Origin of the sequence: Oceanospirillum beijerinckii DSM 7166 (assembly GCF_000422425.1) — a bacterium.
GTDB classification, from domain to species: domain Bacteria; phylum Pseudomonadota; class Gammaproteobacteria; order Pseudomonadales; family Halomonadaceae; genus Oceanospirillum; species Oceanospirillum beijerinckii.
The window spans coordinates 1-26680 of record NZ_AULT01000012.1; the positions used below are offsets into that span (position 1 = coordinate 1).

The 26680-nt window shown below is 49.3% G+C and carries 21 protein-coding genes; 11 read left to right on the plus strand and 10 right to left on the minus strand.

The features are described from left to right. Nucleotides 1–226: IS110 family transposase (locus H579_RS24380; protein ID WP_036565496.1), on the minus strand; the 226-nt coding region annotated here is incomplete at its 3' end. 440 nt (nt 227–666) lie between these two features. Next, nucleotides 667–2559, minus strand: a complete 1893-nt coding sequence (locus H579_RS0105535; RefSeq protein ID WP_028299853.1) for a DEAD/DEAH box helicase — start codon at nt 2557–2559, stop codon at nt 667–669. A gap of 571 nt (nt 2560–3130) precedes the next feature. On the opposite strand from H579_RS0105535, the gene H579_RS0105540 reads away from it, so the two are divergent. The 4 genes from H579_RS0105540 (at nt 3131) to H579_RS0105555 (ending at nt 6561) form a co-directional block, all read left to right on the plus strand. Further along, nucleotides 3131–4642 carry a methyltransferase gene (locus H579_RS0105540; protein WP_028299854.1) on the plus strand — a complete coding sequence of 504 codons (1512 nt, stop codon included), beginning with the start codon at nt 3131–3133 and terminating at the stop codon, nt 4640–4642. A 123-nt stretch (nt 4643–4765) separates the two neighbouring features. After that, nucleotides 4766–5221 carry a PaaI family thioesterase gene (locus H579_RS0105545; protein ID WP_028299855.1) on the plus strand — a complete coding sequence of 152 codons (456 nt, stop codon included), beginning with the start codon at nt 4766–4768 and terminating at the stop codon, nt 5219–5221. Nucleotides 5222–5316: 95 nt separating this feature from the next. Then, nucleotides 5317–6114 (plus strand): substrate-binding periplasmic protein, encoded by a 798-nt coding sequence (locus tag H579_RS0105550; protein ID WP_028299856.1) that lies wholly within the window; start codon nt 5317–5319, stop codon nt 6112–6114. 126 nt (nt 6115–6240) lie between these two features. Continuing rightward, nucleotides 6241–6561: a hypothetical protein gene (locus tag H579_RS0105555; RefSeq protein ID WP_028299857.1), complete on the plus strand. Its 321-nt coding sequence runs from the start codon at nt 6241–6243 to the stop codon at nt 6559–6561. Between the two features lie 89 nt (nt 6562–6650). On the opposite strand, the gene mnmE is transcribed toward H579_RS0105555, so the two are convergent. From mnmE to rpmH, 4 genes are all read right to left on the minus strand, one after another. Then, the gene (mnmE, locus tag H579_RS0105560) at nt 6651–8030 is read right to left on the minus strand and encodes a tRNA uridine-5-carboxymethylaminomethyl(34) synthesis GTPase MnmE (RefSeq protein WP_028299858.1); all 1380 of its coding nucleotides are present in this window, start codon (nt 8028–8030) and stop codon (nt 6651–6653) included. 147 nt (nt 8031–8177) lie between these two features. Further along, complete coding sequence (yidC, locus tag H579_RS0105565; protein ID WP_028299859.1) at nt 8178–9848, minus strand: membrane protein insertase YidC; 1671 nt, start codon at nt 9846–9848, stop codon at nt 8178–8180. A 199-nt stretch (nt 9849–10047) separates the two neighbouring features. Further along, a complete protein-coding gene (gene rnpA / locus H579_RS0105570) occupies nt 10048–10452 on the minus strand; it encodes a ribonuclease P protein component (protein ID WP_028299860.1) in 405 nt (134 codons plus the stop codon). A 21-nt stretch (nt 10453–10473) separates the two neighbouring features. Continuing rightward, a complete protein-coding gene (gene rpmH / locus H579_RS0105575) occupies nt 10474–10608 on the minus strand; it encodes a 50S ribosomal protein L34 (protein ID WP_028299861.1) in 135 nt (44 codons plus the stop codon). 947 nt (nt 10609–11555) lie between these two features. On the opposite strand from rpmH, the gene dnaA reads away from it, so the two are divergent. The 4 genes from dnaA to gyrB all read left to right on the plus strand — a co-directional run bounded on the left by dnaA (nt 11556) and on the right by gyrB (nt 18024). Further along, nucleotides 11556–13115: a chromosomal replication initiator protein DnaA gene (gene dnaA, locus H579_RS0105580; protein WP_028299862.1), complete on the plus strand. Its 1560-nt coding sequence runs from the start codon at nt 11556–11558 to the stop codon at nt 13113–13115. A 98-nt stretch (nt 13116–13213) separates the two neighbouring features. Further along, nucleotides 13214–14332, plus strand: a complete 1119-nt coding sequence (dnaN, locus tag H579_RS0105585; RefSeq protein WP_028299863.1) for a DNA polymerase III subunit beta — start codon at nt 13214–13216, stop codon at nt 14330–14332. Between the two features lie 136 nt (nt 14333–14468). Then, on the plus strand, nt 14469–15569 hold the full coding sequence (gene recF / locus H579_RS0105590; protein ID WP_028299864.1) for a DNA replication/repair protein RecF: 1101 nt from the start codon (nt 14469–14471) through the stop codon (nt 15567–15569). Nucleotides 15570–15603: 34 nt separating this feature from the next. After that, a complete protein-coding gene (gyrB, locus tag H579_RS0105595) occupies nt 15604–18024 on the plus strand; it encodes a DNA topoisomerase (ATP-hydrolyzing) subunit B (protein ID WP_028299865.1) in 2421 nt (806 codons plus the stop codon). Nucleotides 18025–18353: 329 nt separating this feature from the next. On the opposite strand, the gene gmhB is transcribed toward gyrB, so the two are convergent. The 4 genes from gmhB to H579_RS24385 all read right to left on the minus strand — a co-directional run bounded on the left by gmhB (nt 18354) and on the right by H579_RS24385 (nt 23272). Next, nucleotides 18354–18908 carry a D-glycero-beta-D-manno-heptose 1,7-bisphosphate 7-phosphatase gene (gene gmhB / locus H579_RS0105600; RefSeq protein WP_036565498.1) on the minus strand — a complete coding sequence of 185 codons (555 nt, stop codon included), beginning with the start codon at nt 18906–18908 and terminating at the stop codon, nt 18354–18356. A 144-nt stretch (nt 18909–19052) separates the two neighbouring features. Beyond that, on the minus strand, nt 19053–21125 hold the full coding sequence (glyS, locus tag H579_RS0105605; protein ID WP_028299867.1) for a glycine--tRNA ligase subunit beta: 2073 nt from the start codon (nt 21123–21125) through the stop codon (nt 19053–19055). 1 nt (nt 21126) lies between these two features. Then, the gene (gene glyQ, locus H579_RS0105610; protein WP_028299868.1) at nt 21127–22086 is read right to left on the minus strand and encodes a glycine--tRNA ligase subunit alpha; all 960 of its coding nucleotides are present in this window, start codon (nt 22084–22086) and stop codon (nt 21127–21129) included. 403 nt (nt 22087–22489) lie between these two features. Continuing rightward, nucleotides 22490–23272, minus strand: a complete 783-nt coding sequence (locus H579_RS24385) for a 3-deoxy-D-manno-octulosonic acid kinase (protein WP_051227342.1) — start codon at nt 23270–23272, stop codon at nt 22490–22492. Here H579_RS24385 and H579_RS0105620 point away from each other — a divergent pair. From H579_RS0105620 to H579_RS0105630, 3 genes are read left to right on the plus strand one after another with little or no spacing between them, the layout of a single operon-like run. Then, on the plus strand, nt 23271–24374 hold the full coding sequence (locus H579_RS0105620; RefSeq protein WP_028299869.1) for a glycosyltransferase family 9 protein: 1104 nt from the start codon (nt 23271–23273) through the stop codon (nt 24372–24374). The two genes, H579_RS24385 and H579_RS0105620, sit on opposite strands and share 2 nt — an antisense overlap. Nucleotides 24375–24405: 31 nt before the next feature. After that, entirely contained in the window at nt 24406–25707 is a 1302-nt protein-coding gene (waaA, locus tag H579_RS24390) for a lipid IV(A) 3-deoxy-D-manno-octulosonic acid transferase (protein WP_051227343.1), read from the plus strand. Further along, the gene (locus tag H579_RS0105630; RefSeq protein WP_028299870.1) at nt 25682–26605 is read left to right on the plus strand and encodes a lysophospholipid acyltransferase family protein; all 924 of its coding nucleotides are present in this window, start codon (nt 25682–25684) and stop codon (nt 26603–26605) included. Before waaA ends, H579_RS0105630 begins: the two co-directional genes overlap by 26 nt. The last annotated feature ends 75 nt before the right edge of the window (nt 26606–26680 follow it).

Here is a 26680-nt window from a genome sequence, read left to right on the forward strand (position 1 = left end):
CATAGAGGTAATAAGCCAAGTTTTCATGATAGACACCCGTTGCTTCCATCACGATTAGAATCTCTGATGCCTCTGACTTTGTTTGCCCTTTTAACCAAGCTATCAGAGCTTTGTAATCTGTCGATACATTCTTGAAAACTTTGGTTTTAAACTTGCTTTTGTCGACATCACGCAGCCAGCAGCAGTCAAGTTTAGCTTTACTAATATCAATACCTATATAATGCATCTCTCATTTACCTTGTATATGCAGCATCACTGAAAACAGGTGCTTGGATACCATTCAATGTATGAGAACAATGAGAGTCTGGGCGTTTATCTACATTACAGCGTCAAACACTAAGGTCGGAACCAACATCACCGGACTCTACAGGTCATCAAGGTAGCTAACCCTGATTTCCGGAGAGATACAAGGTTGGATAAGCGGAGCGCCATCCGACGCTTGTATCCTGATACATGATGATTGTCGGAAGGCGCCTACGGCTTTTCCGACCTACTTATAATCAAAGATAACGAAATCTATCGATGAAAAAGCCTAAAAATTTCGGCTAGTTATCAGGGAATAACAAATTTCAGACACAAAAAAACCCGCAGGGCTAACCATACGGGTTTCTTTAAACGCTCTAAGAACAGAGCCGTTTAGCAGATCAAAGCTGAATCTCTAAAAGATTACTCGCCCTGATTACCACGGTTCTCTCTTCTTGGACGTGACTGGCCGTCATTGTTACGAGGACGACGATCACCACCGCGCTCGCCACGTGGGCGGTCACCGCGCGGACGATCTCCACGTGGAGCACCGCGAGGGCGATCACCACGGGGAGCACCGCGAGGGCGATCACCACGGGGACGGCGTGGACGCTCTTCCGGCTCTGGGCCAGTATCCACGGAGATATTCATCTCAGACTGACGTACGCGAGTCTTCTGCAGATGCTTCATTACTTCATCAGGCATACCTTCCGGCAGCTCAACAGTACTGAACTGATCATACAGACGAATATTACCGATATAGCGGCTTTCGATACCCGCTTCATTAGCAATAGCACCGACTACGTCACCCGGCTGCAGACCTTCATTGCGGCCTACCTCAATACGGTAACGTACGAAGTTCACACCTTCTGGACGCTCGCGACGCGGACGACGCTCACCACCACGCTCACCACCACGTTCACCGCCGCGCTCACCACGACGATCATCGCGTTCACGACGTTCACGCTGAGGGCGTACTTCTTCTGGTGGCAGAATCAGAGGACGCTTAACCTGTGCTTTCCAGGCCAGTGTCGCTGCGATATCTTCCAGAGAGATCTCATTCTCTTCTGCCAACTCTTTAACCAGGTTGCGGAAGAAGTCCATGTCAGCACCGACATTGCCTACCATCTCAACCACACCGGTCTTGAACTGCTTAACGCGCTGGTCAGCTACCATTTCACGGGTAGGCAGATCCATACGGGTAATCTGCTGACGGGTTGCACGCTCAATTGCTCGCAACATACCACGCTCACGCGGGGTTACGAACAGAATCGCATCACCAATACGACCAGCACGACCCGTACGGCCAATGCGGTGTACGTAAGCTTCTGTGTCGTAAGGAATATCGTAGTTGATTACGTGAGTGATACGCTCAACATCCAGGCCTCGTGCCGCAACGTCAGTCGCAATTACGATATCCAGTTTACGTTGTTTCAGCTGATTAACCGCACGCTCACGCAGTGCCTGGTTCATATCACCGTTCAATGCAGATGCACTGTAACCACGGGCTTCCAACTTCTCAGCCAGCTCAACGGTTGCCGTTTTGGTACGAACGAAAATAATCGCCGCATCAAAATCTTCCGTTTCCATAATACGGGTTAGCGCGTCCATCTTATGAACACCGCTTACCTGCCAGTAACGCTGGTTGATGGTGTCAACAGTAGAGGTCTTAGCTGCAATACGGATCTCTTGCGCACCGTCCAGGTGACGACGGGCCACCTTACGGATCTCTTCCGGCATCGTCGCAGAGAAGAGTGCAACCTGACGCGGCTGTGGCACTTGCTCCAGGATCCAATCGACGTCATCGATGAAACCCATCTTCAGCATTTCATCTGCTTCATCCAGAACCACCGCCTGCATAGTGCGGGTGTCCAGAGAGTTACGACGCAGGTGATCCATGACACGACCTGGCGTACCCACGATAACCTGCGGGCCACGCTTCAACTGTTTCAGCTGCAGCGTCATGCTGTGACCGCCATAAATCGGCAGTACGTGGAAGCCTTTCATATCACGGGCATAACGCTGGAACGCTTCAGCAACCTGAATCGCCAGCTCACGTGTCGGTGTCAGAACCAGCACCTGAGGGCTGTTCTTCTTCATATCAATACGGGCCAACAACGGTAAAGCAAACGATGCAGTTTTACCGGTACCCGTTTGAGCCTGACCTAGCAGACTCTTACCTTCCAACAGCACAGGAATACTGGCCGCCTGAATTGGGGAAGGAGTTTCATAACCAATTTCTTTTACACTGGAAACCAGTGCTTCGGGAAGACCCAACTCGTCAAAGCTGGGTACAACAGTCTCTTCTGATGACATTCAAGGATTACCTGAGTCGTAATACAAAAAACGGAACCCCTGGCATCTCATCCAAGCATACTGTCGCGGTATCAAAAACGCTCAATATCAAAATCTCGGGTTCCACTCGGCTTAGTTAAAAGCAAGCTTGTGACTAGCTTTAACATCACATATAGGCAGGTGATGCGCTGTGCGCAATCGGGCTGATCATCGACGTGATCAGAATGGAGAAAACAGCAGTCTCACCTTAAGGGGCACGCATTGTGCCTGTAAACACCAGCAAAATCCAATTTTGTTTCGACTTTCTGCTGAAATCCGCCTAAATTTGCCCAAATTTCGCTTTAAGCTTAGTTGAAGCCGACATTTCTCGTGCTCTTTTATATCGTTTTGTCACAGTTTGGCCGCCCTCTTTCTAACATCAGCCTAATAAAATAGGTTTGAAAAAGGAGCTAAAGAAAGAGATAAGTGTGCAAGGTTAAGAGTAAGGGAGTAATGGTAGAGACAAGGGAATGATCAGTTGCAGAGAAATAAGCTATTGGATAGCGGTCAATTGATAAATCAGCTAATAGGATAAAAGGTAAAGGTTATCGCTGTGTACACCGACGCTTTTCAACAACTGGATCAACAGCTCACCGAACTACGCCACTTCTGGCAGTTCCAACCTTTCCACCACAGCGAAATGCCCTGGCAGGACTGCTTTCCCATGGGCAATTACAGCACCTCCAAAGCTTCCCTTTCTTTGGCGCAAGCACTGCAGGAATTAGATCAAAACCAGTTAGAAGAGTTACAGCAGGATGTGCATAACTTAGCACGCTGGCTCACCCCCTGGATTCCACAGGCCGAAGCTCTGATTTCACTCACTGAACAAGGGGTTAACTCTGTTGATAACTTAACCACAAGGCAAATAGAAACTGAGCAGGATCAGTTAGTTCAGAAACAGCAGCCTGTGTTTAACTTATCCACAACAACAAGACAAAATTCTTTCTCCGCTCAAGATGAATTACCAGCAGAATCAGCACAACTCAAACGTTTTGCACAGGGTATCCCCGGTCGAAAATGGCAACAGATGCGCTATTTTGTCCGTCATCTACAGCCTTGGTTAGCTCAAGAGCAGAAACAGTCACAACAAGTAACAACCTCAGATCAATCAGTTAATAATTGCAGCGACAGTGACTGTAAGTGTGAACCAGAAAACACTCGCCATATTCTGGAATGGTGTGCCGGTAAAGGTCATCTGGGACGACTGATCGCCTACCAACAACAAGAAAATCCAGAAGAGACAGCTTCACAAGATCACTATCAAATCACCAGTCTGGAGTGGCAACAGAAGCTCTGTCGGCAAGGTGAGCAGGAAGCTCATAAGTGGCAACTACAGCAAAGCTTTGTTCATGGTGATGCTTTTGATCAACAAGCTGGCGAGTTAATTCAGACCAATACCCACGCTGTTGCGCTGCATGCCTGTGGCGATCTCCACTGCCAGCTCATTCATCATGCCAGTCAAAGACAAGCCAGAAGCCTGTTGATCGCCCCTTGCTGCTATCATCTGATCCGCGCAGACAGCTATAAGCCGCTGTCCCAACAAGCACGACAGTCCCAGATCCAACTCAGCAAGCAGGATTTGAAAATTCCCCTGCAGGAAACCGTGACCGGCGGTCAGCGTATCGGTAATCTGCGTGATACCGAACTGCTGTGGCGAATGGCCTTTGATCAACTGCAAAAACAGCAGCTTAACAGCAACGACTATATGCCACTGCCCACCATTCCCAAGCACCTGCTAACTGGCGAGTTTAAAGACTTTATTGACTGGGCGATCAGCAATCGGAAGTTAGATCAGTGTATAAGTGTGGATATGGATGTAGATGTGAAAGCAGGTGTGGATAAACTCAATCTGGATAGTTATCTGGAGAAGGGCCAACAGCGAGTACAGCAAATCCGTCGTATGGAACTGGTTCAACACCTGTTCCGTCGTCCACTGGAACTCTGGCTGGTACTGGATCGTATGCTGAGACTGCAAGAAGCGGGGTTTCACGTGGAACTTACTGAGTTCTGTCAGAAAAATCTCACGCCCAGGAATTTGTTGATCAAAGCTTATCGCAGCGATTAACTGAATCTGGCTCTTTGTGCATAACATACAGACAGAACCCGACGTTCACGTTCAATAACAGCCAAACCAGCCCAAACCCCGTATTATCGCTTTGAACAACAAAAACAACAAAGTGAGTCAAATATGCAGCCTTTTGCCGAATTTTCACCCAAAAACCCTAACTATCAGCAGGAAGTCGAGCGAGTACTGACTGCAGCTCCCTTTATCCAGTTCCTAGGCCTGCAAGCCGACAAGATCGAACCGGGTTTGTGCTACACCAAACTAAAAGTCCGGGAAGACCTGCAACAGCAGGACGGCTTTGTTCATGCCGGTGTACAAGCCACCATCTGTGACCACACCGCAGGCACTGCCGGAGCCACCCTGATCGCCGAAGGCAAAAAGGTGCTTACTGCCGAATTTAAGATCAACCTGCTCAGACCCGGCGCAGGCAAATATCTGGTGTGTAAATCAGCGGTACTTAAACCCGGTAATACCCTGATTATCGCTGAGTCTATGCTGTTTGCTTTACCAGAAGAGGATAGTGCAGAAGAAAAGTGGAACCTGATTGCTAAAGCGACTGTGACACTGGCTGTGGTTTAAATAGCCATAATTTAACTACCCACCCAGAGATACAGGCAGCATCCCCGATAGCACTTATACTGCTAGCATCACCCTAAGTTTTTTATGGTTTGGAGATGCCTGTATCGAAACGGCTTCGTCTGCCTTACATACTGCTAATCACTTGGCTTAGCCTCTTTACTGCAAGCTCACAGGCTGCTGATAAGTCAGTGGTACTTACTCTGGTAGCTGATCCCTATTGCCCCTATAACTGTGCTTACGACGCCATACAGCCTGGTTATGTAATTGACCTGGCGCGGATGATTTTTGAGCCTGAGGGCTATCAGGTGCAGTATCAGATACTGCCGTGGTCACGGGCAGTCAATGAGGTCAGAGAAGGGAATTTCACAGCAGCCATTGGTGTCAGCCAACAAAATGGCAGGGGACTGATTTTACCGAAGCAATCTATCGGTATCGTAAACGATATCTTTATGGTTCACCGCTCTAGTCACTGGCAGTATCAAGGGGTTCACTCTCTGAAGCAGATCCATTTAGGTTCTGTAGCCAGTTACGACTATGGTGATGAGCTCAATCGTTATCTGAAAGATCCGGCCAATCAACACAGGGGTCAGTCTCTGGTGGGTGATCAGGCGGTTGAGCGTAATCTTAGGATGCTGGCCCGTAAGCGTATTGATGCCTATATCGAAGATGCCAATGTCGGTTTTTATATGGCGGCAACCCTAGGGCTTGCAGGGCAGTTTAAGTCGGCAGGCTCAAAAGGAAAGTCTATGCCCATCTATCTGGGCTTTTCACCAAAACTTGGTCTATCACCGAAGCTCGCTCAGTTGTTTGATCGTCGCTTGCAGCAGCTGAGAGAAGAGGGCAAGTTGAAGCTATTACTGCGTCGCTATCATCTGGATGATTGGATTGAATAGCTCTATTTATTAAATGGAGCTAGTTGAGACTTTTTATTTGCTCAACCAAACGCCTTGCTAGCAGTAGCCATCACATTAGTGACTGAAGCTCTGCTCTGCTGTAACGACAATAATCGGAGCTCTAAAATGCATAAGTTTATCGGTCGCTGGCGTATTACTTGGATGGAGGTCTGGGATCAGGACTACATCGATTGCGAACAACCAGGCTATTTTGAGTTTACCGCTAATAACCAAGGTGAATTTGCTTTTGGCTATGTCGAGGGGCAATTGGATGTTCGCTATTCCAGTAGACAAAAAAGATTAGATTTCACGTGGGCTGGTTGTGATGAAATGGATGAATGTAGTGGCCGAGGTTTTTTTAAATTTTCAGATGACAACACAGGTGAAGGACAGATTTATTTTCACCTAGGGGAGGAGTCTGCGGTAAAAATTGAACGACTTTCCTAAGAGCTATCGATCAAGAATAAGCTCCGACATAGAGCCTTCTCTCCAGCTAAAGAGAAGGCTTTTATCTATATTTTTATACAGTACTGGTTTTACTTACCAATACAGAAAGAACCAAAGATCTTACCCAGCAGATCATCGGCACTTATCTGGCCGGTAATCTCGCCCAGGGCCTGTTGCGCCATACGCAGGTCTTCCGCCAGTAGCTCACCAGCCCCCATCGTCGTTAGCTGATAGTGACCGTTATTCAGGAATTCTTCCGCTTGGTTTAGCGCATCGATATGACGGCGGCGGGCACTGAAACCGCCTTCGGTGGTGCCGGTGTAACCCATCACCTCTTTCAGGTGCTGTTTTAAGTTATCCACACCATCACCGGATTTAGCGCAAAGACGAATCACCGGAGTGTTTGTGGATAAGTCAATTCCGGCGTTTTCGCCGCTCTGATCAATCTTATTGCGGATCACGCTGATACGGGTGCCTTTGGGTAACTGATCAACAAAGTCCGGCCAGATATCGTGAGGCTCGTTAGATTCCGTGCTGGTGCTATCGACCATCAGTAGAATCTTGTCCGCCTTGTTGATCTCATCCCAGGCACGTTGAACACCGATCTGTTCCACCTGATCCGGGGTTTCGCGCAGGCCTGCGGTATCAACAATATGCAGCGGCATACCGTCAATATGGATATGCTCACGCAGTACATCACGGGTGGTACCGGCGATATCGGTCACAATGGCACTATCACGCCCAGATAGAGCATTAAGCAGGCTGGATTTACCCGCATTAGGCCGACCGGCAATTACTACAGTCATGCCTTCCTGCATCAGAGCACCTTGGCTGGCGCTGTCACGTACCAGGCTCAGTTCGCGCTGAATCGCTTCCAGATCGCCCATCACCTTACCGTCGGCCAGGAAGTCGATCTCTTCCTCAGGGAAGTCGATAGCGGCTTCTACGTAGATTCTGAGGTGGGTTAACTTATCCACAAGGCCATGAACCTTACTGGAGAATTCGCCCTGTAGGGAACGGATGGCATTACGGGCCGCTTGCTCGGAGACACTGTCGATCAGATCGGCGATGGCCTCCGCCTGCGCCAGATCCATCTTGTCATTCAGAAAGGCACGCTCGGAAAACTCACCGGGACGGGCCAGACGCACACCGCACTCCAAAACCCGTTTCAGTAGCAGGTCAATGATGACGGGGCCACCGTGGCCCTGCAGCTCCAGTACATCTTCACCGGTAAAGGAGTTCGGACCGGGAAAGTAAAGCGCGATACCTTCATCCAGTACCGCACCACAAGCCTGGCTACCCTGATCGTAAAACGGGCCGTAGTGAGCGTAGCGGGGCTGAGGTACCAGACCTAACAATTCCTGTGCCACAGCAGCGGCCTGAGGCCCAGAGACACGAACAATCCCCACACCACCTCGACCGGGCGGGGTGGCTTGTGCGGCTATGGTATCCAGATCGGCAGTGGCCATGGCATCGTCCTCTCACAAATATCTAAAACAAACAGGGTGTGGATAAGTTATCAGGCAAGTGGCTGAGTCTGCTCACTTGCAAAACGCTTGTCTTCTATAAAAACGCAAAAAGCCCCCGAAGGGGCTTTCTGTTAACAGTCAGTGAAGTCAGGCTTTTTTGCCTGAATTTCCACCGCCGTTTTCGATCTGCTTGGTGATCACGTACTGCTGTGCAATGGACAGAATGTTGTTCACTACCCAGTACAGTACCAGACCCGCCGGGAACCACAGGAAGAACACAGTGAATACCACTGGCAGTGCCTTCATCAGTTTCGCCTGCATTGGATCTGGAGGCGTTGGGTTCAGCAGCTGCTGGATAAACATGGAAGCACCCATGATGATCGGCAGTACAAAGTAAGGATCTTTCACCGACAGATCGGTGATCCACAGCATAAATGGCGCGTGGCGCAGTTCCACACTTTCCATCAGCATCCAGTACAGGGCGATAAACACCGGCATCTGTACCAGAATCGGCAGACAGCCACCGATTGGATTGATCTTCTCTTTCTTGTACATCTCCATCATCGCCTGAGACATCTTCTGGCGATCATCGCCATGTTTCTCTTTCAGGCGCTGTAGCTCAGGACCGATACGGCGCATATTCGCCATGGAGCGGTACGCAGAAGCCGACAGGTGGAAGAAGGCCGCTTTAACCATCACTGTCAGGATAATGATCGACCAACCCCAGTTACCCAGGAAGCCATGCAGCACATTCAGCATCCAGAACAGTGGTTGTGCGATAAACCACAGCCAACCGAAGTCGACTGTCAGCTCCAGGTTAGGTGCTGCTGCTTCCATGCGTTCCTGGATCTTAGGACCCACAAACAGGTTAGCGCTGATCTCAGCCTGAGTTCCCGGTTGAACCAGAGTCTCAGGGCTGGTGAAGCCAACAATGTTCTGATTACGGGAGTTAGTACGGGTGCTGTAGATCTGCTTTTCGTTCTGGTTTGGAATCCAGGCACTGACAAAGTAGTGCTGAATCATCGCAGCCCAACCACCGACAGTCTCACGACGGAAGTTCTTCTCTTGAATATCATCAAAAGTGATCTTCTCGTAAGGTTCTTCAGTACTGGATACTGCAGTGCCCAGATAAGACTGCATACCCATACCTTCGCCTTGAGAAGGATCAGGCGTGTTATCACGCTTCAGCTGAGCAAAGAAGTAACCCTGCCAAACATCAGCACTGGCGTTATTAATCAGGTAACTGACTTTAACGTTGTAGCTGTCACGAGTGAAGGTGAAACGCTTGGTGATGCCAACGCCGTTGTCCTGGGTGTACACCAGATCCACATTCAGCTCGCTGCTGCCGTCTGCCAGTTGGTACAGGTTCTTCTCAACACGGTACAAAGGACGACCGTCTTTAGAAGCATCAGGACCATTGGCACCGGCCAGACCACTCTGCGCCACGTAAGTACGGTTTTTGTTCTGCTCTAACAGGACAAAAGGGACTTCTGGAGTATCCACGCGGAACGTGTGCTGTAGTAACGCAGCGTAAACGATATCACCGCCTTTCGGATCAATACGCAGATCCAGTACGTCGGTTTTTACTTCGATCAGGCTTTTGCTGACTACCGTGTTATCGGTTGGATCAACTTTGGCGCTGTTGCTTTGAGGAATATCATCACTGCTGGTGCCTGCTGTTGGTGCAGAGGAAGGCAACACATTCTGCGCGACAGGCGCAGCTTGCGTTTGTGGACCGTAGTCCTGATTCCACTGAACCACCATCAGATAGGAGACCAGTGCCAGTGAGACGATCAAAAATAAACGTTTCACGTCCATGGGTATGCTCTTACCGGATTCGTGTTAAAAAAGAACGGCTATTTTGAGCGTAGGCAGGTCTTGTGGCAACCCGTACCTTGGCTAAATAACCGATAAATACCCTTTTTTATCGCTTATATATTCAGTCCATATTCCTGTAGCCAGCAAAATGAACATAAAGAATGCATTAGGAGAAGAAAAAGGTATCGCGTTAGACTTCTTATTTAGACTGAGATGACCGCGGTTTAGACTGTTTTTGGTCTGCTTTTTTGCGACTTAACTTCTCTAAACGCTTCCAGGCCAGAGCCAATTGTTCAGCGTATTCTTCAGAGCTGAGCTCGCTTAAGCCTTTTTGAGTCAACAGCACTACATCCATATCAGGCAATTTATGTTGATTCAGTCTGAAAGATTCACGGGTAAGACGGCGGATACGATTCCGATCCACAGCTCGACGAAGATTTTTTTTCGCCAGGATCTGACCCAATCGAGGGTGATGCAGAGAATTAGGGCGGGCAAGAAGCAGAAAACGACGGCCGAAGACCTTGGTCTGGACGTCATCAAAAACGGAGCGGTAATCCCCAGCGGTCAGTAACCTAACCTGCCGGGGAAAGCCATAACTGGTCATTCAGCGAATGTTAACCAGAAATTAGGCACTCAGACGAACACGACCACGAGCACGGCGACGCTGAATTACTTTGCGACCGTTCTTAGTAGCCATACGTGCACGGAAGCCGTGAGTACGCTTGCGTTTCAGAACGCTTGGTTGAAAAGTTCTTTTCATGACTGTTTTCCCACACTTTCACTTACAGAATTGGCGCAGAAAGTGCGCCTAGTCTTCGATCAGGGCGGGAATTCTAGTGAATTACGCGCCAGACTTCAAACCCTTCTTACAAAAAAACCTCCTGTGAATAAGTTTTTTGTATTTTTTGTCGCTCATAAGCAGGCTGTGGATGAAACACATTCACGTTTGTCTGGATTTGCGGTTGTCAGATTTATGCAGACGGTATGTCGTTTATCATCGAGGGCTGTGGGTAAATCCAGCCATCAGAGCTTACCCGGAATTGAATCATAAGAGTGGCCAGTTATACACAGGCCAGATCCCTGATTTGAATTGGAATCAGGCTGTAAACATATTGTTTAGCACAGTGACGACAGATATTAAACAAGCGTTAAACATTCCAAATATTGCTGTTTTCCAACCCGATTCACTGATTCAGTGTGGGTTTGCATAAGCAGATCGTTTGAACAGAGATCAGACCTTTCGCACCCTGTCACTTTTTCTTAATCAGAAAGAGAGCAACCAAAGTTATCACCACCGCCGTGATCAAAATCCACATAGTCCCTCCAATGAGTTATCCAAACAGAAGAATAAAAATAATAGGATATATATAAATAGAAAAGAGATAATTGATGTTATGTTATTTAGTGACGACTATTTCAGTGGATAACTGACTCTACCCCTTGGTATTACTGAGCTTTAGTACTGTATAAGTGCAGCGCTTTTTTGCGGGTATACTGTATTTCACCTGGTAGGCAGCTGTGGATAAAAAAGGTACTTGTCCACATGCCAATTTATCCCTTAATTTACTCCCCGTGCTCTTCAGGGGAAGGAGATGGTGTTATCCACAGGCAAATAATCATCTTTCTTGCTAAGAAAACCACTGTGGATGTGGATAACCCCGCCACTAATCGATAAAATACGTCTTTGATTTTTTTCGGGGATACGCCGTGTCACTAACACTTTGGCAAAAATGCTTGGGTTTTTTGCAGGATGAGCTGCCTTCGCAGCAATTCAATACCTGGATCCGGCCATTACAGGCTGAGGTGGAAGGACAGAGCCTGAAGCTACTGGCTCCAAACCGTTTTGTGCTGCAGTGGGTGTCCGATAAATATGTTGCACGTATCTCTGAACTGTTAACCGAGCTAAGCAATGGACAACCGCCACAGTTGATTCTGGAGATCGGTAGCAAAAGAACCGTATCCAACCCTCAGGTGATGTCTCGTCCTGCTCAAATGCCCCCAAATGTCATTGTGCGTACAACACCGCCCCGACCAGACTTTATTTCTGAACCTGCTGCAGAAGAGCATGGATTTGGGGGGGAGCCATCACGCAGCCATTCGGCTCAAGCAATGCAGCAACCAATGACAGGTTTTGCAGAATCGGATAGTTCTCAGCCTGCTATTATTGAAGCACCTGCGGTGATTACCTCATCCAAACACAGCGGTAAGCCTGAGCGTATGGTGCAGGTGGATGGGGCGCTGAAACATCAGAGTTCACTGAATCCCAACTTTACCTTTGAAACCTTTGTTGAGGGTAAATCGAACCAATTAGCCCGTGCTGCCTCGCGCCAGGTATCGGAAAACCCCGGTGGTGCTTATAACCCTCTGTTCCTTTATGGTGGTGTGGGTCTGGGTAAAACTCACCTGATGCATGCGGTGGGTAACTTCCTGGTCCAGCAGAACCCAAACGCTAAGGTGATGTATCTGCACTCCGAGCGTTTTGTTGCCGATATGGTGAAAGCGCTGCAACTGAATGCCATCAATGACTTTAAACGTCTGTATCGCAGTGTGGATGCACTGCTGATCGATGATATTCAGTTTTTTGCCGGTAAAGAGCGTTCTCAGGAAGAGTTCTTCCATACCTTTAATGCTTTATTAGAGGGTGGGCAGCAGATGATCCTGACCAGTGACCGTTATCCAAAAGAGATCAGCGGGATGGAAGAGCGCCTGAAATCACGCTTTGGCTGGGGCCTGACGGTGGCCATTGATCCACCGGAGCTGGAAACCCGTGTGGCGATTTTGAAGAAGAAAGCAGATCAGGCCCGTGTGGCACTGCCTGATGATGCAGCATTCTTTATTGCCCAGAAGATCCGTTCCAATGTGCGGGAACTGGAAGGGGCGCTGAAAAAAGTGATTGCGGATTCTCATTTCCGTGGTCAACCAATTACTACTGATTTTATTCGTGAGTCCCTGCGTGATCTGTTTGCGGTGCAGGACAAACAAGTGGGCATAGATAATATCCAGCGCACCGTTGCTGAGTATTACAGCATCAAGGTGCCGGATCTGTTATCCAAGCGCCGCAGCCGTTCTGTTGCCCGGCCACGTCAGGTAGCCATGGCGTTAGCGAAGGAATTAACCAACCATAGCTTGCCGGAAATTGGCGATGCTTTTGGTGGCCGGGATCACACGACAGTCTTACATGCCTGCCGTAAGGTAAAAGAGCTGCAGGAAGAGAATGCGGAAATCCGTGAAGATTATAAAAATCTGCTGCGCGCATTAACCAGCTGATTAATTAAAATATACTTTTATATCAAAGGGTTATATTTATTTCTGAGGCAATTAAAGCCTGAAGCCCGATATAAACGCTTTAATGGAAACAACTACCAATGAAATTTTCTATCTCTCGGGAAGCCTTGCTGCGTCCTTTGCAATTGCTAAACGGTGTGGTTGAACGTCGTCAAACTCTGCCGGTTCTGTCGAATGTTTTGGTAGTGGCGGATCAACAGGGACTGTCATTAACCGGTACCGATCTGGAAGTGGAGATCGTTAGCCAGTTGTCGCTGGAGCCCGCTCAGGTTGAACAGCAGGGTTCCATTACGGTTCCGGCGAAAAAGCTGTTTGATATCTGTAAGTCATTGCCGGATCAAAGTCAGATTGATTTCACTATACAGGATCATAAAGTCAGTATCCGTGCTGGCCGCAGTCGTTTCTCACTGGCGACTCTGCCTGCCGCTGAATTCCCGAAAGTGGAAGAGAGCCAACAGGATCTGAGCTTTGAGTTGACCCAAGGTCAGTTTAAACGTTTGATTGAGCGTACCGCCTTTGCCATGGCGCAACAGGATGTACGCTACTACCTGAACGGTATGCTGCTGGAACTCAGTCCCGGTATGTTGCGTAGCGTTGCAACGGATGGCCACCGCCTGGCAACTTGTGCCCTGGCATTGGATCATGGTGCGAACAGTAATATCCGTGCTATCGTGCCGCACAAGGGTATTCAGGGTCTGGCACGTCTGTTTGATGACAGTGACACACCCGTTCAAGTGGTGCTGGGCAGCAATCATATCCGTATCAAAACCGGTGATTATATTTTCACCTCCAAACTGGTGGATGGTAAGTTCCCGGATTACGAGCGTGTGATTCCACGCAACGGTAATAAGATTATTGTGGCGGATCGTCAGGAGTTACGTGAAGTCCTCCACCGTGCATCAATTTTGTCGAATGAAAAATACCGTGGTGTACGTTTGATTCTGAGTGATGGCAATCTGCAGGTAACCGCCAATAACCCAGAGCAGGAAGAAGCGGAAGAAAATATCGCGGTGAACTACAGCGGCGATTCTTTGGAAGTGGGCTTCAACGTCACTTATCTGTTAGATGTGTTGGATGTACTGAATAATGAACTGATTCAGGTAACCGCATCCGATGCCAACAGCAGTGCTCTGGTGCAGGAGCACAGTACAGAAGGGGAGGATGATTCCCTGTACGTCGTTATGCCGATGCGTCTCTGATTACTGTTTGAGCATTAATATATAGAACACCCGGTTTAACCTTTGCATGCCGACTAGTTACTCAATAGTCATCGCTGCATGTCAAAGGTTGGCCGGGTGTTTTGCGTTTTAGTCCCGGGGAAACAATTTAACCGTTATGACCATTCGCCGCCTCGACGTAAGTCGTTTCCGTAATCTGACTGGAGTCAGCCTTGAACCTGGGCCTGGAGTGAATCTATTAATTGGTGATAACGGTGCGGGTAAAACTTCCTTACTCGAAGCGATCTCTGTACTGTCTTCAGGGCGCTCCTTTCGGGCCAGTCGTACCCCAACCATTATTCAGTTTGAGCAAAATGCTTATACCCTGTTTGCGGAAGTCTTTAATCCACTGGCTCAGTTCCAACCCATTGTACCCATAGGGATCTCTCGCAATCGGGATAGCGAGCAGCAGATTCGTATCTCAGGTCAGCAGGCCCGGTCGGCGGCACAGTTAGCTGAGTTATTACCTGTACAGGTGATCAACTCCGACTCTTTTCAGCTGTTGGAAGGCTCCCCCAAGGTACGCCGCCAGTTTATGGATTGGGGCGTGTTTCACGTGGAACATCGATTCTTCCCTGCGTGGCAGGCAGCGCAAAAGGCCTTGAAACAACGCAATAAGTTGCTGAAATATGGTAAAATATCTGCTTGTCAACAGCTGGATATCTGGGATCAGGCCCTCGCACGTTACGCAGAGGAGATCGATTACTATCGTGCTGATTATGTCTCCCAGCTGATACCTGAGTTTGAGTATATGCTGGCAGAGTTGAAATTCACCCTGCCAATATCACTCAGTTACTATCGGGGTTGGGATCGGCAGACCGATTGCCTGAGGCTGTTACAGGATAGTCGGGTCAAAGATTTGGCTCAGGGATTTACCCAATCGGGGCCCCACAGGGCGGACCTGAGAATCAGAGTGAATAAACTGATGGCGGTGGATGTATTGTCCCGCGGTCAGCAGAAACTTGTGGTATGCGCGCTGTTACTGGCTCAGGGCAGACTGCTGCAGAGGTTAACTGGCAAGCAGTGTGTTTACCTGGTAGATGATCTACCGGCTGAGTTAGACAGTGAGCACCGCCAGTCTTTATGCCGGGTGCTGGAACAGATGCAGTGCCAGGTTTTTATTACCAGTGTGGAGCCAGATGCCTTGGCCAGCAATTGGTCGGCAGAAACGGAGCTTACGATGTTTCACGTGAAACATGGTGATATCCAGCAACAATAATTAAGCCCACGGGTTGTGATGACAGGAACAGGATATGAGTGAACAATCATACGATTCATCCAGTATTAAGGTGTTAAAAGGTCTGGATGCGGTTCGTAAGCGTCCGGGGATGTATATCGGTGACACGGATGACGGTACGGGCCTGCACCATATGGTGTTTGAGCTGGTGGATAACTCCATTGACGAAGCCTTGGCCGGTTACTGTTCCGATATCAAAGTGATCATCCATCCTGATGAATCTATCACGGTATCCGATGATGGTCGTGGTATCCCGGTTGATATGCACGAAGAGGAAGGCGTATCGGCAGCAGAGGTGATCATGACCGTACTGCACGCCGGTGGTAAATTTGACGATAATACCTATAAGGTATCGGGTGGCCTGCATGGGGTAGGGGTATCGGTCGTAAACGCCCTGTCTGAAAAGCTTACTCTGACCGTATGGCGTTCTGGTAAGGTGCACGAGCAGGTTTATATTCATGGTGTGCCTCAAGAGCCGCTGAGGGTGATCGGTGAGACAACCAAAACAGGTACTGAAACCCGTTTCCACCCATCTGCCGAGACCTTTTCTAATATCGAATTCCACTACGATATTCTGGCCAAGCGTCTGCGTGAACTGTCCTTTCTGAACTCTGGCGTCAGCATTATCTTGATTGATGAGCGCACCGGTAAGAGCGATAACTTCAAATATGAAGGCGGTCTGAGCGCTTTTGTGGAGTACCTGAATCAGAATAAAACGGCACTGAACAGCGTGTTCCATTTCTCATCCGAACGTGAAGACGGTGTGGGCGTTGAAGTGGCGCTGCAGTGGAATGACTCCTATCAGGAAAATATCTACTGTTTTACCAATAATATTCCTCAGCGTGATGGCGGTACTCACTTGGCCGGTTTTCGTGCGGCTCTGACTCGTACGCTAAACAGCTATATGGAACAAGATCCTAAAATCAAAAAGGATAAGGTGAACACCTCCGGTGATGATGCCCGTGAAGGTTTGACCGCGATTGTTTCCGTAAAAGTACCAGACCCTAAGTTCTCCTCCCAGACCAAAGATAAACTGGTTTCTTCTGAAGTGAAGACTGCCGTTGAGCAGGAGATGGGCCGTCTGCTGTCCGACTACCTGCAGGAAAACCCAAACGAAGCCAAGTCCATCGTTAACAAAATGCTGGAAGCGGCTCGTGCCCGTGAAGCGGCGCGTAAAGCCCGAGAGATGACACGCCGTAAAGGTGCACTGGATATTGCCGGTCTGCCGGGCAAACTGGCGGATTGTCAGGAGAAAGATCCAGCGCTGTCTGAACTGTACCTGGTGGAGGGTGACTCGGCGGGTGGTTCCGCCAAGCAAGGTCGGGATCGTAAAACTCAGGCGATCCTGCCGCTGAAAGGTAAGATCCTGAACGTAGAAAAAGCCCGCTTTGACAAGATGCTGTCTTCTGCAGAAGTGGGCACCCTGATCACAGCAATGGGTTGTGGTATCGGGCGTGAGGAGTTTAACCCGGATAAACTGCGCTACCACTCCATCATCATCATGACCGATGCGGACGTGGATGGTTCACACATCCGTACCCTGCTGCTGACCTTCTTCTTCCGTCAGATGCCAGAGCTGATCGAGCGTGGTCATATCTTCATCGCTCAGCCACCACTGTATAAAATCAAGCGTGGTAAGCAAGAGCAGTACATCAAAGATGAGCTGGCGCTGGAGAAATACCTGACACAAACAGCACTGGATAATGCGGCATTGTATGTCAATGAAGGTGCTCCGGGAATCTCTGGTGAAAGCCTGCAGAAACTGGTGTCAGACTTCCAGGATGTGATACGCCGTATCACCCGACTGTATCGCGCTTATCCTCAACCCGTGATGGATCTGATTCTGGATTTGCCAGTTCTGGATGAAGCGGCTTTGAATGATCAGGCCCAGGTACAGGCTTGGATTGATACCGCGAGGAACACACTGGAAGATAGTGGCGGCCGTCACCCATCCATGACCTTTGAGTGGAACGTGTTCCATGACCAGGAGCGCAGTGTTTATCTGCCAGAGGTGATCATTACTGCGCACGGAGTACCAACGGAATACCGTTTTGGTTTGGACTTCTTTAAGTCACAGGACTACAGCAAAATCAGTACGCTGACTAAAGAGCTGGATGGCCTGTTGCAGGAGGGGGCTTATGTACAGCGCGGTGAGCGTAAGAAAGAAGTAACACGTTTTGCTGATGCACTAGAATGGTTACTGGGTGAAGCCCGCCGTGGTTTTAGCCTTCAGCGCTATAAAGGTCTGGGTGAGATGAACCCTGAGCAGCTGTGGGAAACCACCATGGATCCTGAAACCCGTCGTATGTTACGCGTGACGATTGAGGATGCGGTAGCGGCTGATCAGATCTTTACCACCCTGATGGGTGATGAAGTAGGGCCACGCCGTGACTTTATCGAGACCAATGCGCTGACGGTAGAAAATCTGGATGTGTAGTTGCCACTGCATTGGTGACTAAAAAAGCGCTAAACAGCTCAAGCGAGCCATAAAAAAGCAGCCCATCGAGGCTGCTTTTTTGTTTCTACTCTTTGAATGCGGCTTCTTTCTGAGAGCTGGTTTGAGCCTATAAATTCTACATCGAGCAGGATCCAAGAGGGAGGAAAAGAGACTAATACCGATCCAGATAAGTTGTTGTAGGTCGGAAAAGCCGCAAGGCGCCTTCCGACAATTATCGGGTATCGGAGTCAGTGTCGGATGGCGCTTCGCTTATCCAACCTACTCGATATCAAGAAACTTATCGAGAGTGGTATAAGTTTTGGGCAAGGTTAGCCTTGTTTATCCTGCTCTAGTAACCAATCGACAAACTCGGCCAGCTCAGAAACGATCATCGCATTTTCCAGCCCTTCATTGGCTGCCAGGGTTTTCTCACCCTTACCGGTTCGGACCAGTACGGCTTTACAACCCCGGGCTTCACCAGCCTGTAGATCACGCAAGCTATCACCGACCATATAAGCGCCGGACAGGTCTTCTAACTGGAGTTCCTGTTTGATCTGATCAATGAGTCCAGGTAGTGGCTTACGGCAGTCACAACCGGCATCAGGACGGTGAGGGCAGTGTTTGATGGTGGCAAAGCGACCGCCTTCAGCTTCAACCAGTTGCACCATTTTATTGTGCATATCATCCAGATCTTGCTGGCTGAAATAGCCGCGACCTAAGCCGGATTGGTTGGTTGCGACCGCGATCTGATAACCCGCTTTATACAGGCGGGCAATGGCGGTGATGCTGTTGGTGATAGGAATCCACTCATCGGCGTTTTTTACAAAGGCATCGGAGTCCAGGTTGATAACGCCATCACGATCTAAAATGACCAGTTTATTCATTGGGCTGCTAAGGAGTTGTTGGGGGTGATAAGTATTGGGTTCAGGTATAAAAAAAGAGCCGTAAAAATACGGCTCTTTTATGCATACAGCAAGTACTAATTGTAGCCTTGCTGAGACTTTATGGTGACAGTCTGTAATCGAGGATTACTGCTGCAGTTGGGCGATATCCGCCACTTCCATAAAGAGGTTGCTCAGCGAGGCTAGCAGAGACAGACGGTTGTTTTTAACCGCTTCATCATCGGCCATTACCATGACGTGATCGAAGAAGTTATCCACCGCTTCACGCAGGCTTGCCAGGCTGTTCAGTGCTGCTTGGTAGCCTGCTGCTGCAAACAGAGGTGCCAGTTCAGCTTGCTTCGCCGCAACCTGTTCTGCCAGTACCTTCTCAGCCTCTTCAGACAGCAGTGCGCTATCAACCTGAGCATCACCCTGGTAGTTCTGCTTCGCCAGGATATTGCTGACACGTTTGTTCGCTGCGGCCAGTGCTTCTGCTTCAGCCAGCTTGCTGAAGTTGGCTACTGCCTGAACACGGCGATCAAAGTCATAAGCGTTGCTAACCGGACGGGCACGTACCGACAGGAAAACTTCTGCTGCGATACCTTCCGCCTGGTACCAGGCACGGAAACGATCCAGCATATAGTTCAGGACATCATCAGCCAGGCCTTCCGCTTTAGGCAGATCACCGTGCTGTGCGATGCTCAGTTCGATCAGATCTTTCAGGTCCACATCCAGCTGTTTGTGTACCAGAATGCTCAGGATACCGATGGTGGCACGACGCAGGGCAAACGGGTCTTTATCACCAGTGGGACGTTGGCCAATACCGAAGATACCCACCAGGGTATCCAGACGATCAGCAATCGCCAGCGCCATACCGGTTTGAGTTTGCGGCAGTTCATCACCGGCGAAACGAGGCATATACTGCTCGTTCAGAGACTGAGCTACTTCGCTGTCTTCGCCATCATTCTGGGCGTAGTGTGCTCCCATAATGCCTTGCAGATCGGTGAACTCCAGTACCATTTCGGAGACCAGATCACATTTGGACAGATCCGCTGCGCGAGCCGCTTTAGTTTTATCGCCACCAATCTGGTCGGCAATAAACTGAGCGATCTGACTGACACGTTGTGATTTGTCGTAGATGCTGCCCAGCTGTTTCTGGAAGGTGACGGTTTTCAGTGCTTCGATACGATCCGCCAAAGGCTTCTTCTTATCGGTTTCAAAAAAGAATGCCGCATCGGCCAGACGTGGACGAATCACTTTTTCATTACCGTAAATCACCTGGCTTGGGTCTTTACTGATAATGTTGCAGATGGTGATAAAGTTCGGCTTCAGGTTGCCGTCTTTGTCCACCAGGTGGAAATACTTCTGGTGCTCTTTCATGGACGAGATCAGACACGCAGACGGTACTTCCAGGAAGCGCTCCTCAAAGGAACCGGTCAGAGCCACAGGCCACTCAACCAGACCGTTTACTTCGTCCAGCAGGTCTTCGTCGATCTCTGCGATAGCACCCAGTTTCTCTGCTTCTGCTTCAACCTGGGCACGAATGGTTTCGCGACGCTGTTCCATATCCACCAGTACGTAGGCACTTTCCAGCGCAGAGACGTAATCGGCACTGGAGGCCAGTTCGATCGCTTCGTTGTGGTGGAAACGGTGACCCATAGTGGTACGGCCGGACTTCAGTCCCAGCACTTCTGCTTCAACCACTTCGTTGCCAAACAGCATCACCAGCCACTGTACCGGGCGGGAGAATTCGATACGGCTCGCACCCCAACGCATACGCTTAGGCACAGGCAGCTGACTGATGGACTTGTTTACCAGTTCCGGCAGCAGCTCAGCGGTTTGAGTACCCTTCTGTACACTGTTAAATACCAGCCAGGTACCCTTAGGGGTTTCCATCTTTTCCAGCTCATCGAAGGCGATACCACAAGAGCGGGCAAAACCTTCAGCGGCTTTGGTTGGCTTACCGTCGGCATCCAGTGCCGCTTGCAATGCCGGACCTCGGCGTTGTACTTCACGATCCGGTTGAGCAACGGCCAGGTCTTTTACCTGTACTGCCAAACGACGAGGAGAGGCCAGGGCTTTGACTTCGCCAAAAGGTACATCCGCTTTTTCCAGACCGGCGCGAATACCTTCAGCAAAGGCATCAGACAGGCGCTTCAGTGCGGTGGGTGGCAGCTCTTCGGTACCCAGTTCAACTAAAAAATCACGTACTTCAGACATCTTATGCCTCTTCCTCTTTGAACTGAGCCATGACTTCTTCCCGGATGGAGTCTTCTGCCAGCGGGAAGCCCAGAGCCATACGGGCGTTAAAGTAAGCGTGTGCCACATCTCGGGCCATGGTACGAACGCGCAGAATATAGCGCTGACGTTCGGTCACCGAGATAGCATGGCGGGCATCCAGCAGGTTAAAGGTGTGGGATGCTTTCAGTACCTGCTCATAGGCAGGCAGTGGCAGTGGGGTTTCCAGAGCCAGTAACTTCTGACACTCCGACTCGTGATGGTCGAAGTTTTTGAACAGCATAGGGACGTCAGCGTGTTCAAAGTTATAGGTCGATTGCTCCACCTCGTTCTGGTGGAATACATCACGGTAGGTGACCGGTTTACCATCAGGACCAATAGTCCAAACCAGATCGTACACACTGTCTACACCCTGGATGTACATGGCGATACGCTCCAGGCCGTAAGTGATCTCACCAGTTACTGGGTAGCATTCAATACCACCGGCTTGCTGGAAGTAGGTGAACTGAGTCACTTCCATACCGTTCAGCCATACTTCCCAACCCAAACCCCAGGCACCCAGCGTTGGGGATTCCCAGTTGTCTTCTACAAAGCGGACGTCATGCTCCAGAGTATCGATACCCATGGCGTGCAGAGAGCCCAGGTACAGCTCCTGCAGGTTCGACGGGGAAGGCTTCATTACGACCTGGAACTGGTAGTAGTGTTGCAGGCGGTTCGGGTTTTCACCGTAACGACCGTCGGTCGGTCGACGGGAAGGCTGCACATAAGCGGCATTCCAGGTCTCAGGGCCAATGGAACGCAGGAAGGTGGCGGTGTGGAAAGTACCTGCGCCCACTTCCATATCCAGTGGCTGCAGGACTACACAGCCCTGATCCGCCCAGTATTGTTGAAGGGCCAGAATCAGGCCCTGAAAAGTTTTTACATCGGGTGTCGATTGGTTCATCTCAGTTAGCCACCATCATGAGCTAATGAATTCGTATAGCAGCCAAAAAAAGTTGTTCTGATCCAGTCAACGAATGATTGAAACGCTGACTGAAACAGACCGAAAGACTTTTGTTTCGCTGTGGATAAACGAACAAGTATACCCGCTGGATAGGGCAGTATGTAGGGGGCTAAAGCGGGAAATTTGTCTTTTTTGTCAGGAAATTAACTAAAGTGGAAGATATCTGGCAGGGAAGACGCTATCTGGAAATTAAATTGATAAATGCCGGGTTGCCGAAAGGGGGAATAAGATCGTGAAACAGGATCTGCTCCCCTGGCTACTGTTTTGCCCCATGGACTCAGGCTCAGAACATTAAAAAGGGTTATCCGGGCAAGTTAGGTTTTGAATACCCTCGCGTTCTATTTCAGTCGCTTTCTGTTTTGGATAAAAGAAGATGATAGCTCTGGTAGAGCTGTTGCCACAGTGTGAGTAATTGTCCGGATAGCTGTTCCTGTCTGATGAGCTTTAGAATAGAACGTTGCAGGCGTTGGATATTGTTTTGTTGCCACTGGGTTTGTTTTGGGTCATCCAGTTGGCAACGATCAAAATCGATTACCCATACCTGACCGGTAGTACCGATCAGAATATTATTGGCATTAAGATCACTATGATTCAGGCCAAAGCGGTGGAAGCATGCCAGAGTGTGCCCCACGTTTTGCCAAACTACAGTCAGGTCGGCATCCTTATCATGCTTCCCAGGAGATAGATAGTTGGCAAACGGCTGGCTATTGGGCAAGCGTTCGGTAATCAGATCTGCTTGATAAAACAGGCCCTGTTGCTGAATATGAGCGGCAATTGGACGAGGCACAGGTAACCCTTGCTCAAACAGGGTACAGGTCAGTTTAAACTCCTGCCATGGACGGGAGTTTTCAAGGCCCGTAAAAAGATAGCGATCCTTAATTAATCGAGCGATTAGTCCGCCGCGACGATAATGGCGCAACACCAGCTCAGGGACTGTAGCGACAGTTGTGCAAAAATCGCCCCTGGGTTGAATAAAAATGGCTTGGCCCCGGCCGCCGGAGGGCTCACTAATCTGCCCTTTATCCTGCCACCAGGTTTGTTCAAACCAGTGTTCATTGATTTGTGGGATCTGCTGCGCATCATATAGAATATGGTGCCTATTTTTGGAATAAAGCTGAATTTCCATGACACTGCCTCTGACTGCCCCACCAAAACATATCTGTCTGTTACGGTTATCCGCTTTGGGTGACGTCAGTAATGTGGTTCCTGTTGTGCTGGCTATACAAAAAGCCTGGCCTGAGACACGCATTACCTGGATTACCGGTAAGGCAGAGCATAGTCTACTGAAGGGGCTGTCTGGGGTCGAGTTTGTCGTGTATGACAAAAAAACAGGCCTTAAAGGCATGCGGGAATTATGGCAATCCTTAAAAGACACTGAGTTTGATCTGTTGCTGCATATGCAAGCCGCTTTGCGGGCTTCGCTGCTGTCGATAGGGATTAAAGCCAAAATCAAATTAGGCTTTGATCGTGATCGGGCAAAGGATTGGCAATGGCTGTTTACCAGCCATAAGATCACTGCGCGAAAAAACAGTCATGTCGTGGAAGGTTTTTACGATTTTCTGCACGCTTTAGGGATTGCGCCCGAAAGCCCGCAGCAGTTGCAGTGGCTGCTTCCGGTATCCGAGCAAGCGCGGCAGGAAGCGACAGAGAAATGTGACTTTGAGCGTTATGTACTGATCTCTCCCTGTTCCAGTCAGCGGGCACGAAACTTTCGTAACTGGACCGTTGAGGGGTATGTCGCTGTGGTGCGTCACCTGTATCAGCACTATGGCATTAAGGCGGTCATTACGGGTGGCAATCGTGATATTGAGCATCAGTACGCTCGGGATATTGCTGAACAGGCAGGTACACCTGTACTGAATTTGGTGGCTAATACCTCATTACAGGGACTGATCGTGTTGATTGAGCGGGCTCAGTTGGTCATCGCACCAGACTCAGGCCCTGTGCATTTTGCTAATGCCGTGAATACACCGGTGATTGGCCTCTTTGCCACATCCAATGTGCATCGAACCGGTCCCTATTTATGGCAGGACTGGGTAGTAAACAAATATCCTCAGGCAACGGCTCAGTTTATGAACAAAACAGTAGCTGAGCTGAGTTGGGGGCAACGGGTGCGCCATCCCCATGCGATGGATGTGATCAAAACTGAAGAGGTATTGGCTCAGATTGATCGACTGTTACAACACAGTGCCTTTACCGATACAGGACGAAAAGTTACTGTGTCCTGATCACGCTTTTAACAGTTTTAATGAGATATTCATGAAGTTGAATCGAGGTTTATATAGCACCTTACTGACATTGTTCTCGCCCTACTTTTTATGGAAAGTCAGTAAGGAAACGACTGAACAGAACTCTTTCTCCGAGCGCCTGGGTTATACCCCTAATCTGCCGATTAAGCCGGTGATTTGGCTGCATGCTGCTTCTGTTGGGGAGGTGATTGCGGCAACGCCTCTGATTCGTAAGTTACAGAAAGAGTATGAAAGTCATCTGATATTAGTGACAACCATGACTGCGACTGGTGCGCGCCAGGCTCGTAAGGTGTTACAGGGTAATGGTGCTCATTTGCTGTTACCTCTGGATCTACCCTGGGTCGCTTCTCGTTTTCTGGACAGAATCAAGCCGGAAGTGGTGATTTTTATGGAAACCGAGTTGTGGCCTAACCTGATCCATGGTTGTCACCAGCGTGAAATTCCTTTTGTGATTGCCAATGGTCGTTTGTCAGATAAGTCGCTACGCAGTTATCGCAAGTTAAGCAAGGTAACACAGGAAGTGTTGAAAGACGTATCTGTCATTGCCGCCAAATCGGATAAGGATGCCCATGGCTTTGTTGAGTTGGGTGCACCGGCGGATAAGGTGGTGGTTACCGGCAGTATTAAGTTTGATGTGGTCCCTGAGGTGGGTTTGCAGAGTAAAGCTGATTTCTTCCGGGAGGAGAGCTTTGCCTCACGCCCTGTTTGGGTTGCAGGCAGCACCCATCCCGGTGAAGACGAACGTTTACTGGCCGCTCATAAAGAGGTACTGGAACAACTGCCTGATGCGGTTTTAATTCTGGTTCCCCGTCACCCTCAACGTTTTGATGCTGTTGCACAATTGTTGGACGACCAGGGCTGGGAGTATGTGCGTCGCACCAGTAACGATGAGTTTGGTGAAGAGCACAGTGTTTACCTGGCAGATACCATGGGTGAACTGATGCTGATGTATGCTACTTCTGATGTGGCCTTTGTTGCAGGTAGTATTAAGCCGGTAGGCGGTCATAACCTACTGGAGCCAGCATGCTTGAAAAAGCCTGTATTATCAGGTGGTTATCTGTTTAATTTTAATGATGTCGCGGAGATGTTCGATCAGAACAACGCCTTGTCCCGATGCACAGAGGTAAATGAAATTTCTACCAAAGTCATCGAGCTGTTACAAGACCCCGAATATCGTAAAGAGATGGGGCAGAAAGCGTACCAGGTGGTTGAAAAGAATCGTGGTGCACTGGAACGTCAGTTCCGCTTGATTGAGAAAAGCTTACAGGAATCCAAGCAGGCGAAAGATGAGCAAACTGTCGGCGAGCACTAAATTTAAAAACTGGGCCATCGTACGCCTGTTAACGTTTTGCAGTCGTCAACCACTGCCGAGATTACATCGCTGGGGGCGTTGGTTAGGGTGGGCGATCTACAAAAGTAATGGCCGCAATGTGGCAGTGACACGCACTAATATCGGCCTGTGTTACCCTCATTTATCAGCCGAACAGCAAGAGCAGCAAGTTAAAGCGAGTATCTGCCAGACCGCAACGATGGCACTGGAGCTGGGTTGGAGTTGGATGATTCCTTTTGAAGACCTGATTGCATCCACCCGTGAAGTACATGGTCAGGAGTACCTGGAAAGCGCTAAGTCGGAAGGCAAGGGCGTGATTATCCTGGGACCGCATCTGGGTAACTGGGAAGTGTTTGGTCTTTTTTTAAGCCATCACTACGAGATGACCGCCATGTATGCTGTACCTAAGCTGGAAGTGATGGATCAGATTATCACTAATGGTCGTAGCCGTTCCGGTATGCTCATGGTGCCTGCGAACATGAAAGGTGTTGCTAAGCTACTGAAGCAGCTACAGAAAGGTGAATTGGTTGGTAATTTGCCAGACCAGGAACCAGATGAGCTATCCGGTGGTGTTTTTGCTCCCTTTATGGGAATCGATGCTTTTTCACCTAAGCTGGTGACACGTTTGATCAGTAAAACCGGCGCCAGAGTTGTTGCTGGCTTTGCCCGCCGGTTACCCGATGGACAGGGTTTTGATATTCACTTTATTCCAGCCGATGAGGCTGTTTATGACAGTGATGATATAACGGCGGTAGCCGGTGTGAACCGCATGGTTGAGGCTTTGGTTGAAATTGCTCCAGAGCAGTACCAGTGGGAGTATAAGCGCTTTAAGCGTCGTCCTGAGGGGCAGCCGAAGATCTATAAGAAAGGGGGCGGATAGCCAGCTGATCTCTTGCCAGCATGGGGGGCATAGTGTCTTAAAAAGCAGAAAGCCAAAATAAATGGGGAAGGATCA